This window comes from Bifidobacterium sp. M0307, assembly GCF_016100445.1.
Classification (GTDB): domain Bacteria; phylum Actinomycetota; class Actinomycetes; order Actinomycetales; family Bifidobacteriaceae; genus Bombiscardovia; species Bombiscardovia coryneformis.
Window position 1 is genome coordinate 819,584 of sequence record NZ_JACFSL010000001.1, and the last position, 12,619, is coordinate 832,202.

The window sequence follows — 12,619 nt, forward strand, 5'->3', positions numbered from 1 at the left end:
CCGGGCACTTAGTGTATTCAGAACTGAATCACTCGGTCTCACCCACCGTGTGGACATAAATCGAGTCGGTGTTGCCGGGTTCGTGCTCACCCTGGGCGCAGCTGAGCACAACCAGCTGATCGCCGTCCTCGACCTTACCGGCATCCTTGAGCGCCTTGTCGACGTACTTCATCAGGTTGACCCTGGTGAAGTCATGGTAGTCGTCCTCGCAGAGGAAGGCCTCGGTGCCCCAGCTCAGGGCCAGCCAGTGGAAGGTGTGCTCGTTGGTGGTCAGGCCATAGATCGGGGCCGCAGGACGCTCACGGGAGATCCTGTGAACCGTGTTGCCGGTCTGGGTGAAGGCGACGATGGCCTTGGCGTTGAGCTTATCGGCCAGGTCCACGGCAGCCGAGGAGACTGCACCGGAATTGGACATGTCGAAGTTCTGCAGGCTGGGGATCCTGTCGAAGCCATGGGTGGTGGCGTAGCCGGAAATCCTGGACATGGTGGTGACCGTGGTGTCGGGATAGTCTCCGACAGCGGTCTCGTTGGAGGTCATGGTCGCATCAGCGCCATCCAGGACGGCGTTGGCGCAGTCAGAGGCCTCTGCACGGCTCGGAACCGGGGAGTGAACCATGGATCCCAGGACCTCGGTGGCCACGATGACCGGCTTGGCGTACTGACGTGCCAGCTCGATGCAGCGCTTGGTGACCAGGGGGACCTCCTCGAAAGGCATCTCGACGGCCATATCGCCGCGGGCGACCATGATGCCATCGAAGACCTTGACGATGTCTTCCAGATTATCGACAGCCTGGGGCTTCTCGATCTTGGCCACGATCGGGATACGACGTCCCTCTTCGTCCATGATCTCATGCGCACGATCGATATCGCTTGCAAAGCGGACGAAGGACATGGCGATGATGTCGGCACCGGTGCGGATGCCCCACCGCAGATCGTCCTCATCCTTCTCGGTCAGCGCAGGCAGGCTGACGGCCACGCCCGGCAGGTTGATGCCCTTGTGGGAGGAGACGGGGCCGGCCACGATGACCTTGGTGTATACCTTGTTGCCCTCGACCTTGGTGACCTCCAGGCGGACCTTGCCGTCGTCGATCAGGATGGGGTCGCCGGGGTGGCAGTCACCGGGCAGTCCCTTGAAGGTGGTGGAGGTCATGTGCTCGTCACCCTCGACATCGTCGGTGGTGATGATGAATTCCTGACCGTTCTTGAGCTGGACCTTGTCCTCGCCCTGCTCGTTCTTCTTGAACCAGCCACAACGAATCTTGGGGCCCTGGAGATCAACCAGGACTGCTACGTTGCGCCCTGTCTCCTTGCTGGCCTGGCGCACGTTGTTGTAGACCTTGAGATGGTCCTCGGGGGTGCCGTGCGAACGGTTCAGCCTGGCGACATCCATACCCGCCTCAACGAGCTTGGTGAGGTTCTCCAGAGACTCCGAAGCCGGTCCGATAGTGTCCACAATCTTGGCTTTGCGCATCTAATGCCTGCCTATTCATAGGTCTTGTATGGAGTCCGCAAGGGACCCCTTTCATTGAATTACATGCCTATTCTACAGTGTCCGCAGGATAAGGACCAGTCGTTTCCGTTAGCGCTAACAGCCTGTCTCCCATTTACCTGGAGTTTGATTTTGAAACGTCATCTAACCCATGCCCCTTTTGCCCTCGCGCCTTGAGCAGACTGGCTACAGCGGCTATGCCTATGGCCAGGACGATGACCAGGAGGGACAGCCAGGTGGGGACCTCGGGAACGGCCTCCAGTGGACCGCCACCGTTGATGAAAGGCAGGGTGTTGCCGTGGAGCGCCTCCATAATCAGCTTCACCCCGATAAAGGCCAGGACCACGGCCAGACCGTAGGGCAGGTAGACCAGCTTGTCCAGGAGGGAGCCGAGAAGGAAGTAAAGCTGCTGCAACCCGAGAAGCGCAAAGACATTGGACGTGAAGACGATGAAGGGGTCCTTGGTCAGTCCGAAGATGGCGGGGATGGAGTCGAAGGCGAACATGACATCCGTGGTGCCAATGGCCAGGAAGACGACCAGAAGCGGAGTGAAGAACCGAGTCCCGTTCCTGGTCACGCGCAGGTGCTCTCCTTCATACTCGTCGGTGATGGGGATGACCTTGCGCAGGGCCCTGATCAGGCCATTTTCGCGATACTCCTCTTCTTCCTTGTCCTTGCCCGAGACCATGGACCAGGCCGTGTACAGAAGAAAGCCGCCGAAGATGAAGAAGACCCAGGTGAAGCGGGTGATCAATGCCGTTCCCGCCAGGATGAAGATGCCGCGCAGGACCAGGGCAATGGTGATGCCGATGCTCAGCACATACTTCTGCAGGTCCTTGGGAACGGCGAAATTACCCATGATGATAACGAAAACGAAAAGATTGTCGATACTCAGCGAGTACTCGGTCAACCATCCTGAATAGAACTCAATGGCCGGCCCCGACCCTGACACCCACCAGACCAGACCTCCGAAAATCAGGGCCATGGCTACGAAGAACGCTATATGGCGGAGGCACTCGGAGGTTGATGGAACGTGAGGCCTGCGGCCGATGACCAAAATGTCGACAGCGAAGAAGACGGCCAGAACAGCCAGGGTCGCCACCATGAAGGGCATAGGGGTCTCGGTCATAATGACCGAGTCTAGTGGGCAAAGAAGACAGGAGACCCGGCCTCCGGACCGAGACCCGCATACCCGGCTCCAGCCCCTTCCGAAGCTGAGCCGAGAGGACTACTTGCTGGCCTCGGTCATCTGACGCAGTTCCTTCTTCAGATCCTTGATCTCATCTCGGAGTCGCGCTGCCAGCTCGAACTGGAGCTGCTGGGCAGCCGTATGCATCTGGTCACTGAGTTGGCGTATCAGGTCGGCCAGGTCCTGGGCGGGCAGACCAGCCGAGAGGATCTCCTGGTGGCGCTTGTCGGACTCCTCCTTGTCATACATGGGCACACCCAGGTGGGAGTTCCCGGCCTTGTTGGCGTTCCGGTACCCGCCCTCCAGGAGGGTTTGGGTATCCACGTCCTCCTTGGCCAGCATGTCATTGACATCACTGATCTTCTTGAGCAACGGCTTGGGATCGACCCCGTGCTCCTTGTTGTAGGCGATCTGCTTGGCCCTTCGGCGATTGGTCTCACTGATGGCCTGCTCCATGGATTCGGTCGTTTCGTCTGCGTACATGATGACCTTGCCCGAGACGTTCCTGGCCGCTCGACCGATTGTCTGAATCAGAGAACGGTAAGAACGAAGGAAGCCCTCCTTGTCGGCATCCAGGATGGCGACAAGGGAGACCTCGGGCAGATCCAGTCCCTCGCGTAGAAGATTGATGCCGACAAGCACGTCGATCTTCCCCTCGCGCAGCTCACGCAGGAGCTCGACACGGCGGAGTGTATCCACATCCGAATGGAGATACTCCACCTTGATGTCACGTTCAAGAAGATAATCGGTCAGGTCCTCCGCCATCTTCTTGGTCAGGGTGGTGACCAGGACGCGTTCGTTTTTGGACACTCGTGCCTTGATCTCATCCAGAAGGTCGTCCACCTGTCCCTTGACCGGTCTGACTTCGATCTCCGGATCCAGGAGTCCCGTCGGACGGATGACCTGCTCCACCACCCCATCGGATAATCCGACCTCGTAATCACCGGGCGTTGCCGAGAGGTAGACGGTCTGGCCGATTTTCCCTTGGAATTCAGGCCACTTGAGCGGACGGTTATCCATGGCCGAGGGAAGCCGGAATCCATGCTCGACCAGGGTACGCTTCCTGCTGGCATCCCCCTCGTACATGCCTCCGATCTGAGGAACAGTGACGTGTGATTCGTCGATGACCAAGAGGAAGTCGTCAGGGAAGAAGTCCAACAGCGTATGAGGGGCCGACCCTGGTTCACGCCCTTCGAAGTGGCGGGAGTAATTCTCCACCCCGGCGCATACACCGACCTGGGACAGCATCTCCAGATCATAGGTTGTACGCATGGTCAGTCGCTGGGCCTCAAGCTCCTTGCCCTGCTTGCGGAACTCCCCCACTCGCCAATCCATTTCCTCCTTGATTCCCTTCAGGGCACGTGCCATCCGCTCCGGTCCTGCTACATAGTGGGTGGCCGGGAAGATATGAACCGAGGTTTCATGGGCGATCTCGTCGCCGGTCAGCGGGTGGAGGGTGGAGATACGGTCAATCTCGTCGCCGAAGAACTCGATGCGTATGGCCAGTTCCTCATAGACAGGGATGATTTCGACGGTGTCTCCCCTGACACGGAAGGTGCCACGGGTGAAGGCGATGTCGTTGCGCTTGTACTGCATGCCGACAAACTCGCGCAGGAGGTCATCGCGGTTGATTTGGTCCCCCTCGTGAAGGAAGAGCATCATGCCCGCATACTCCTCGGGAGTACCCAGACCGTATATGCAGGAGACCGTGGCCACGACCACGCAATCCCGCCTGGTCAGGAGGTTGGCCGTCGCCTCATGGCGCAACCGTTCAACGTCTTCGTTGATGTTTGAGTCCTTCTCGATGAAGGTATCGGTCTGGGGTATGTAGGCCTCGGGCTGGAAGTAGTCGTAGTAGGAAACGAAGTACGAGACCGCGTTGTCGGGCATGAGTTCACGGAACTCCGCACAAAGCTGGGCGGCCAGGGTCTTGTTGGGTTCAAGAATCAGGGTGGGACGCTGAAGACGCTCGATCAGCCAGGCTGTGGTGGCTGTCTTTCCTGTACCTGTGGCGCCCATCAACACCACATCGTTCTCGCCGTTCTCGATCCTGGCGGCCAGCTGATTGATGGCCTCAGGCTGGTCCCCCGAAGGCTTGTAGGGGGATTTGACCACGAAAGGCTTGTTGATGCGCTCAATGTTGAAACCCATGAATCTCCTTCGGAATTCCTAACCGGCCCGCCGGGCGGAAGGTCAACGGGAACGGTCCTGCTCGGACCGAAGCCGTACATACACCCTATCAATAAACTCGAACATCTGTTCGATGGGCTCCGACCCATCCACAATCAGGTCGGCCATGTGGCGTCTGGTCTCCTGTGAAGTCTGCGAACCAATACGGGCAACAGCTTCCGCACGGGTCATATGCCGTCCATTCACCATGCGCGCAATCCGCAGTTCATCAGGCGCCTCCACGGCGATAACATGGTCAAAGGCAAAGGGAATGGAGTCGCCGACCTCGGCGAGAAGGGGCACATCATGCACCACCACGAGTGGGCGGTGCAACCATGGTTCCTCGACCTGACCCGCCAGGTCATAGACCAGGGGATGCACGATGGCATCCAAGTCGTGCCTGGCCTGATCCTTCCCGGAACCTCCGAAGACCTTGGCGGCCAGGACCGACCGGTCAACCCCTCCTTCGGCATCGGCGCAGTCCCTTCCGAACCGATCCAGGACCGGGTCCACCCCTGCCCCACCGGGACCGAGTACCTGATGCGTCAGACGGTCATAGTCGACGACCTTGGCCCCGTCGTAGGCAAGGCGGGCCGCGACCGTGCTCTTACCTGCGGCGATACCGCCGGTCAGCCCCACCCGTATCATCCGGACTCCTCCTCATATGGTCGAACCGGTTCAAGGATACCGCCCGGAATCGAAGGCGGTCGCATCGCACTGCCGCCGCATAGGTTTACACGCATACAGAAAGGTCCGGCCGTGGGCCGGACCTTTCTCAACCACTATCGTTCATTCAGACCTTGCGGCCCAAGGAACGGATGGTGTCACTTCTTCTCCTTGAGGAGCTGCTCGCGCAGGGCGGCAAGCTGGTCGTCGGAGGCCAGGGTGCCCTCGGAATTGGTCTCCGAGGTGTAGTTGGTGGCCTCTTCGGCACCCTGGTGGTTGCCACCGTGGCCATTGGCGGCAGCGGGGGCGGGAGTGGACTTGCTGTCCTCGGCCGCAGAAGCCTCGGCATTCTCCAGCTCCTTGGCGACGAAGGCCTTGTGCTGCTCCCAAAGGTCGTGGGCAGCGGCATACTGGGCTTCCCACTCCTCGCGCTGCTTCTCGTAACCGGCGATCCACTCGTTGGTCTCCGGATCGAAGCCCTCGGGATACTTGTAGTTGCCCTCTTCGTCGTACTCGGCGGGCATACCGTAGATTGCCGGATCGAAGTCCTCGGAGGAGGGATCGACGGAATCGTCGGCCTGCTTGAGCGACAGGGAGATGCGGCGGCGATCCAGGTCGACGTCGATGACCTTGACGAAGATCTCCTCGCCCTGCTTGACGACGGTCTCCGGGTTCTCCACGTGGCGGTTGGCCAGCTCGGAAATGTGCACGAGACCCTCGATGCCGTCCTCGACGGAAACGAAGACACCGAACTGCACAATCTTGGTGACCTTGCCCTTGACGATCTGTCCGGGCACATGGGTCCGGGCGAAGCGCTGCCAGGGATCTTCCTGGGTGGCCTTGAGGGAGAGGGAGATGCGCTCGCGATCCATATCGACATCCAGGACCTCGACGGTGACCTTGTCGCCCACCTTGACGACCTCGCTGGGGTGGTCGATGTGCTTCCAGGAGAGTTCGGAGACGTGAATCAGTCCGTCCACACCACCCAGATCGACGAAGGCGCCGAAGTTGACGATGGAGCTGACCGTGCCCTCGCGAATCTGCCCCTTCTTGAGCTGGGCCATGAAGGTCTCGCGGACCTCGGACTGGGTCTCCTCCAGATACTGGCGGCGGGAAAGGACCACATTGTTGCGGTTCTTGTCCAGCTCCAGGATCTTGGCCTTGATCTTCTGCCCGATGTAGGGAGAGAGGTCGCGCACACGGCGCATTTCAACCAGGGAGGCGGGCAGGAAGCCACGAAGACCGATATCGACGATGAGACCACCCTTGACGGCCTCGATGACGGTACCTTCGACGATTCCGTCGGCATCCTTGATCTTCTCGATGTCGCCCCAGGCGCGCTCATACTGTGCACGCTTCTTGGAGAGGATCAGACGGCCTTCCTTGTCCTCCTTGGTGACGACCAGTGCCTCGATCGTGTCACCAACCTGGACCACATCGTCGGGATCGACGTCCTTCTTGATGGAAAGCTCACGTGAGGGGATGACGCCCTCGGTCTTGTAGCCGATGTCCAGCAGAACCTCGTCGTGATCGATCTTGACGACCGTGCCCTCGACCAGATCCCCGTCCTCGAAGTTCTTGATGGTGGAATCGACTGCCTTGATGAAGTCTTCCTCAGTGCCGATATCGTTGATAGCGACCTGGGGAACTTCCTTCTTGTTCTCTGCCATTAATTGAGTTGTTTCTTGTATAGTGGGTTGTTTTTCCGTTTTAAGTTATAGCGTTCGCATAATCACACACGAACAAAATCCATACTAGGCGGGACCAAGGTCATTTTCACCGCAAACTGCCGGGCGTGTCGCGCTGGGGCTTTCCGGTCGGCCTCATACGCACTTCCCGCTCGGCCGCATCGACCACATTCGCCAGGAGCATGGCACGCGTCATGGGCCCTATACCACCGGGGTTGGGGGTGTATGCGGAGCAGACCTCACGGGCGGCCGGATCGACGTCCCCCTTGATCCTCCATCTCCCCTGGTCCTCGTCCCAAACCCGCGAGACGCCCACATCGACCAGGACCGCCCCCGGCTTCACGTCTGCCGGTTTGACGAAGCCGGCCTGACCCACCGCCGCGATGATAAGGTCGGCCCGACGCATGGCCGAGCCGGGATCAGCAGTACCGGTATGGCAAAGGGTGACGGTGGCGTTGATGGACCTGTTGGTCAGCATCAGGCCCACTGTGCGGCCCACGGTCAGCCCCCTACCCAGCACACAGACCTCCTTGCCGTTCAGATCGATCCCATGGTGGTCGAGGAGCCAGAGTATCCCGCGCGGGGTGCACGGGAGGGGGGTATTCACCTTCCCATCAGTGTGCAGTACGAGCTGTCCGAGGTTGTACGGGTGCATCCCATCGGCATCCTTGCCCGGATCGATCTCTTCGATGATGGCGGTTGGGTCCACCCCCTTAGGCAGGGGAAGCTGCACGATGTAACCGGTGCAGTCGGGATTCGCATTCAGCGAGCGCACCGCCTCAACAATCCGATCGAAGCCGGCATCTCCCGGCAGGTCCACCCGGATGGACCTTATGCCCACTTCCTGGCAGTCCTTGTGTTTACCTTCGACGTACTTCACCGAGCCAGGGTCGTCCCCCACCAGGATGGTTCCCAGGCCTGGACGCGACCCTTGGGCCGCCAGACGTTCCACCCGCTGACGCAGGTCCTCCTTGACCTGTGCGGCCGCCGCCTTACCATCCAGTCTCAACGCCGTCAAAGCCCGACTCCCTCTCGTGTCCAGCCCCTTCCTCCACATGGGTCAGGGGTTCCGATTCCACAGGGCGGCCTTGGACCGCCTGGTGTATGGAGGACCAGCCTAGTACCCTGCCCCCACCTGCCTTTCGGCACTTCCATAAAGCGGGCACCACAGTGCACTATCGGAATTCGAATCGCACCCGTCCGGCCCACCTAACCTTCGTCGCCGGACGATTTATCGGCGCCTCGGTCATGCCTTCTGAATTCGGATGAGGCAAAGTCCCGGACGGCATCCATAATGAGAACAATGCTCATTAAGCTTCGATCGTCCATCACGATTCGAACAACCGGTCGGAGACAGCATGCCAGGGAGGAAGATATGCGCAAACCCGCGAGCGATGATGTCTGCATCCGTTTTGACCACGCCTCCGTCGAGCGCTCGGGCAGACTGATCTGGTCGGATGGCACCTTTTCCATACCCGGCGGCTCGGTGACCGCCATCGTGGGCACCAATGGAACCGGCAAGACCACGATGATGAAGACCGAGCTGGGCCTCCTCCCCCTTTCGAACGGCAGGGTCGAGGTTCTCGGGCAACCGGCAGGGCAGGCCAACGACCGAATCGGGTACGTCCCCCAGAGCTACACCTCTGACATCGATTCCAACCTCACCGCCGAGCAATCCGTACTCCTGGGACTGACGGGGACCCGTTTCGGCATCCACCCGGTAAACAGGCAGGACAAGGAACGTGCAGCCAGGGCCATGCGCTTCGTCGGAGTGGAGGACAGGGCCCACGCCCGTCTCTCCCAATTGTCGGGCGGATTGCGACAGCGCGTGGCCATCGCCCAGGCGCTGGTCTGCAACCCCAAACTCCTCATGTTGGACGAGCCCTTGGCCAACCTCGATCTGGCAAGCCAAAGGGCCACCGTGCACCTCCTGGCTCAACTCAACCGACAACTCGGCATGACCATCCAGGTGGTGGCCCATGATCTGAACATGCTTCTGCCCATCCTGACCGGAGCCGTCTACCTACTCGATGGGCATCCCCACTACGCCCCAATGGACGATGTTTTGGACTCGGACCTCCTGACCCACCTCTACGGGACCAAGGTGGAGGTGGTCACCACACCCCAGGGTGACATGTTCGTGGCCCCGGATACGGATGTATCAGACGGGGTGGCACATGACCGGTTCAAGACAACCGAAATGGTCGACCTCCACCCCCGGCACCCCGAGGCCGGGGAAGCATACGAAAATCCGACCGCAAACCAGCAGGACTGAGACAGGGAGGAGTTTCATGAACATGAGCATCATCGACCCGCATTGGATGGACACCCTGACGGCGCCCTTCATGGTCCACGCTTTTATGGCCGGGCTCTTCATCTCCATCGCCGCAGGGGCCATGGGATACTTCACCATCGCACGTCATTCCACCTTCGCGGCCCACGCCCTGGCCCATATCGGCCTTCCAGGCGCCACTGGAGCCGTGCTCCTTGGAATTCCCGTCTCCGCCGGGCTTGGACTCTTCGCCCTCGGCGGTGCCCTGGTCATCGGGGCCCTGGGCAAAAAAGCCTCCCAACGCGAGATTGCCACCGGTACCGTCCTGGCCTTCGCCACAGGCCTGGGACTCTTCTTCGCCAGAATGTCCAGCTCGGCCTCACAACAGATGCAGTCCATCCTCTTCGGATCCATCCTGACCATCACCAAGGGCCAGGTCATCGGTTTCCTGATATTCGACCTGGTCCTTCTCGCCGTCCTGGCCGTGATCTACAGACCCCTCCTCTTCAGCTCCCTGGACGAGCAGGTGGCCCAGGCCAGGGGGGTACCGATTGGGCTCATGAACCTGGTCTTCATGGCCATCATGGCCGGAGTCATCACCATTGCGGTCCCTGCGGTCGGGACCCTGCTGATTTTTGCGCTGGTCATCACCCCCGCCGCCACCGCCAACATCTTCGCCGCATCGCCTCTCAGGTCCATGCTGCTCTCGGGGCTTATCTGCCTGGTATCGATCTGGGGCGGCCTGGTTCTCTCGGCCATGTTCCCGGCTCCACCCAGCTTCATCATCGTGACCATTTCCACCCTCTTCTGGGCCCTGGGCAAGGGGTGGGAAGCCATCAGCCGCTAAGGGCAAGGCACACGAATCCGATCAACACCAGCGCAGGAATCTTCCCGAGCGTTCGGAACAGGGAATCAGACCGCCTCTCGGCGGCGCACCAAGGCGGTCGCCATGGCAGCGACCCCTTCACCGCTACCGGTGAATCCCAGTCCGTCCGTCGTGGTGGCCGTCAGGGAAACCGGCGCCCCCAGAGCCTGGCTCATGGACTCCTGGGCCTGGTCACGGCGCGCGGACAGGCGCGGGGCGCGAGCAACCACGACCACCGAGGCATTTATCAGGGACCAACCATGTTCGCGGAGAAGATCGGCCGTCCAGCGCAGCATTTCGGCACCATGCATGCCTGCGCCTTTGGATTGCGGACCCTGACCGAAATGAGAACCGATATCGCCCAGGTGTGATGCCGACAGCATGGCATCGATCAGCGCATGGACGGCAACGTCACCATCGGAGTCACCCGCAATGCCCGGCGTGCCATCATCCCACTGCAGGCAGGCCAGCCATAGGGGGCGTCTTTCGCCGGAATCGGCGAACCTGTGGGCATCGAAACCTATGCCGGTCGATACATCCGGAATCATCCGATCCGGGTCCTCCCCTGCGGACGGCATGGCGGTTACCGCTTCGTCTTGGCCTTAGCCTTGGCCTTGCTGGCCTCCTCGGCCACCCGTGCCAGGGTCTGAGATGCAGGCTCCTTGGGGGACTTGCTATGGTGCTTCTCGTCGCCAGGCTGGGGTTGTGCATAGCCCAGGTTGACGTCGAGAAGACGCTGGGCCTCATCCTCATCAAGCTTCTCGGAAAGGGCTATCTCGGAGGTAAGAATCTTCCTGGCCTTGATCAGCATCCGCTTCTCTCCTGCGGAAAGCCCGTGCTCGTCCACATCACGCTGGGAGAGGTCACGTACCACTTCGGCGATCTTGTTGACCTCACCGGTGGCGATCTTCTCGACGTTCAGCTTGTAACGGCGCGACCAGTTCATCTCCTTTTCCTCAACGACTGGTGTGCGAAGGATCTCGAAGACCTTGGCCACTTCCTTGGCGTCGACAATGTCCCTGACGCCGACCTTCTTGGCGTTATCGATGGGAACGTTGATGACCAGGCCATCTGAGGAGAGGACGGTGAGCTGGAGGTACTCCCGGGTGATGCCCTTGACCGTCCGTTCGGTGATGGCATCGACCCTGGCGGCTCCATGACGCGGATAGACGACCATATCACCGACGCTGTAACCCATGTATCCTCCAGGACGAGTCTATAAAGTACCATGTAATATTGTCATTTGGCGTGGACTTGCGGGCATGGCATATCGGCTCTTCCTGTGGTTGGCAGGAATCTGCGGAAGGTGCGGGGCCTGCACAGTATTCGCCCAGGCAGAGGCTTCCCCAATGCCCTGGTGCGACTATCCTTGTAAGTACGCGTGATGAAGGAAGAACCGGGACCGCCTCGATAGGAGCGGGTATCCGCCTTGTGGAATACAAGAGACCGAAAACAGAGGTAGGCATGATCAGAAACACAAGCCGCTACACAACGCCCAGCACCATCCTGGTGGTCGAGGATGAGCCGACCCTGGCCACGGCCATCGCCCAGCGCATCACCGCCGAAGGATGGACCGCCCGTGTTGCCTCTGATGGGGCCAGTGCCGTCCAGGCGGCTTCGCAGATCAAACCCGACCTGGTCATCATGGACATCATGCTGCCGATCATGGATGGCCTGGAGGCCACCAAACGAATCGTGGCCGAGCGTCCGGTCCCGGTCCTGATTCTGACCGCCCGTGATGACGAAGCGGACAAGGTCATCGGTCTGGGCGCCGGGGCCGATGATTACATGACCAAGCCTTTCTCCATGCGCGAGCTGATCGCCCGCTGCAAGGCCCTCCTGCGTCGGGTCGAGCGGGCCAAGGTCATCGCCAAGAACTCCGAGAACGAGAAGGTCCTGGACTTCGGCAGCCTGGTCATCGATCCGGCACAACGCATCGTCAACCTCGACGGGGAGCAGGTCCACCTGACCCCGACCGAATTCGACCTCCTGGCCACCTTGGCCCGTAAGCCCAAGTCCGTCCTGACCAGGGAGAAGCTCCTGGAAGAGGTCTGGGACTGGGTCGATGCCTCCGGCACCAGGACCGTGGATTCCCACGTCAAGGCCCTCCGCCACAAGCTGGGATCCCAGATGATCCGCACCGTACACGGAGTGGGCTACGCCTTCGAGCCGCCGGAGGATGGCCAGAAGGACTAGCCGCGGTATATGCTGTGAGACGGTAACTGGAAGCTGTGGACCCGGGTCCCCGAGCGGGATGGCCCGGGTCCACGCATGTAAGGGA

11 protein-coding genes are annotated in these 12,619 nt (G+C 60.5%); 3 read left to right on the plus strand and 8 right to left on the minus strand.

Annotated features, from left to right (window positions below):
- Positions 1–28: 28 nt before the first annotated feature.
- From pyk to H3V08_RS03285, 6 genes are all read right to left on the minus strand, one after another.
- Positions 29–1,471: a pyruvate kinase gene (pyk, locus tag H3V08_RS03260; RefSeq protein WP_033490199.1), complete on the minus strand. Its 1,443-nt coding sequence runs from the start codon at positions 1,469–1,471 to the stop codon at positions 29–31.
- Between the two features lie 133 nt (positions 1,472–1,604).
- The gene (locus tag H3V08_RS03265) at positions 1,605–2,618 is read right to left on the minus strand and encodes a TerC family protein (RefSeq protein ID WP_198181576.1); all 1,014 of its coding nucleotides are present in this window, start codon (positions 2,616–2,618) and stop codon (positions 1,605–1,607) included.
- A gap of 99 nt (positions 2,619–2,717) precedes the next feature.
- The gene (uvrB, locus tag H3V08_RS03270; RefSeq protein WP_033490201.1) at positions 2,718–4,829 is read right to left on the minus strand and encodes an excinuclease ABC subunit UvrB; all 2,112 of its coding nucleotides are present in this window, start codon (positions 4,827–4,829) and stop codon (positions 2,718–2,720) included.
- 42 nt (positions 4,830–4,871) lie between these two features.
- Positions 4,872–5,495 (minus strand): dephospho-CoA kinase, encoded by a 624-nt coding sequence (coaE, locus tag H3V08_RS03275; RefSeq protein ID WP_232340098.1) that lies wholly within the window; start codon positions 5,493–5,495, stop codon positions 4,872–4,874.
- Between the two features lie 176 nt (positions 5,496–5,671).
- Positions 5,672–7,183: a 30S ribosomal protein S1 gene (rpsA, locus tag H3V08_RS03280; protein ID WP_033490204.1), complete on the minus strand. Its 1,512-nt coding sequence runs from the start codon at positions 7,181–7,183 to the stop codon at positions 5,672–5,674.
- A gap of 106 nt (positions 7,184–7,289) precedes the next feature.
- Positions 7,290–8,219 (minus strand): bifunctional methylenetetrahydrofolate dehydrogenase/methenyltetrahydrofolate cyclohydrolase, encoded by a 930-nt coding sequence (locus tag H3V08_RS03285; RefSeq protein WP_231570914.1) that lies wholly within the window; start codon positions 8,217–8,219, stop codon positions 7,290–7,292.
- A 357-nt stretch (positions 8,220–8,576) separates the two neighbouring features.
- Between H3V08_RS03285 and H3V08_RS03290 the strand changes: the two genes are divergently transcribed.
- Positions 8,577–9,476 carry a metal ABC transporter ATP-binding protein gene (locus H3V08_RS03290; RefSeq protein WP_198181577.1) on the plus strand — a complete coding sequence of 300 codons (900 nt, stop codon included), beginning with the start codon at positions 8,577–8,579 and terminating at the stop codon, positions 9,474–9,476.
- Between the two features lie 16 nt (positions 9,477–9,492).
- Positions 9,493–10,320: a metal ABC transporter permease gene (locus H3V08_RS03295; RefSeq protein ID WP_110444803.1), complete on the plus strand. Its 828-nt coding sequence runs from the start codon at positions 9,493–9,495 to the stop codon at positions 10,318–10,320.
- Between the two features lie 65 nt (positions 10,321–10,385).
- On the opposite strand, the gene ispF is transcribed toward H3V08_RS03295, so the two are convergent.
- Complete coding sequence (gene ispF / locus H3V08_RS03300) at positions 10,386–10,916, minus strand: 2-C-methyl-D-erythritol 2,4-cyclodiphosphate synthase (protein ID WP_232340100.1); 531 nt, start codon at positions 10,914–10,916, stop codon at positions 10,386–10,388.
- A gap of 5 nt (positions 10,917–10,921) precedes the next feature.
- Positions 10,922–11,536: a CarD family transcriptional regulator gene (locus H3V08_RS03305; RefSeq protein ID WP_045921330.1), complete on the minus strand. Its 615-nt coding sequence runs from the start codon at positions 11,534–11,536 to the stop codon at positions 10,922–10,924.
- 266 nt (positions 11,537–11,802) lie between these two features.
- Here H3V08_RS03305 and H3V08_RS03310 point away from each other — a divergent pair, with 266 nt between their 5' ends.
- Positions 11,803–12,534: a response regulator transcription factor gene (locus H3V08_RS03310; protein WP_033490211.1), complete on the plus strand. Its 732-nt coding sequence runs from the start codon at positions 11,803–11,805 to the stop codon at positions 12,532–12,534.
- Positions 12,535–12,619 lie beyond the last annotated feature (85 nt).

Excerpts from the sequence above, each read along its gene's own strand:
- H3V08_RS03290 (WP_198181577.1), top strand. The coding sequence starts at position 8,577 with ATGCGCAAACCCGCGAGCGATGATGTCTGCATCCGTTTTGACCACGCC.
- H3V08_RS03295 (WP_110444803.1), top strand. The coding sequence starts at position 9,493 with ATGAACATGAGCATCATCGACCCGCATTGGATGGACACCCTGACGGCG.
- H3V08_RS03265 (WP_198181576.1), bottom strand. The coding sequence starts at position 2,618 with ATGACCGAGACCCCTATGCCCTTCATGGTGGCGACCCTGGCTGTTCTG.
- pyk (WP_033490199.1), bottom strand. The coding sequence starts at position 1,471 with ATGCGCAAAGCCAAGATTGTGGACACTATCGGACCGGCTTCGGAGTCT.
- H3V08_RS03305 (WP_045921330.1), bottom strand. The coding sequence starts at position 11,536 with ATGGGTTACAGCGTCGGTGATATGGTCGTCTATCCGCGTCATGGAGCC.
- H3V08_RS03310 (WP_033490211.1), top strand. The coding sequence starts at position 11,803 with ATGATCAGAAACACAAGCCGCTACACAACGCCCAGCACCATCCTGGTG.
- coaE (WP_232340098.1), bottom strand. The coding sequence starts at position 5,495 with ATGATACGGGTGGGGCTGACCGGCGGTATCGCCGCAGGTAAGAGCACG.
- ispF (WP_232340100.1), bottom strand. The coding sequence starts at position 10,916 with ATGCCGTCCGCAGGGGAGGACCCGGATCGGATGATTCCGGATGTATCG.
- rpsA (WP_033490204.1), bottom strand. The coding sequence starts at position 7,183 with ATGGCAGAGAACAAGAAGGAAGTTCCCCAGGTCGCTATCAACGATATC.
- uvrB (WP_033490201.1), bottom strand. The coding sequence starts at position 4,829 with ATGGGTTTCAACATTGAGCGCATCAACAAGCCTTTCGTGGTCAAATCC.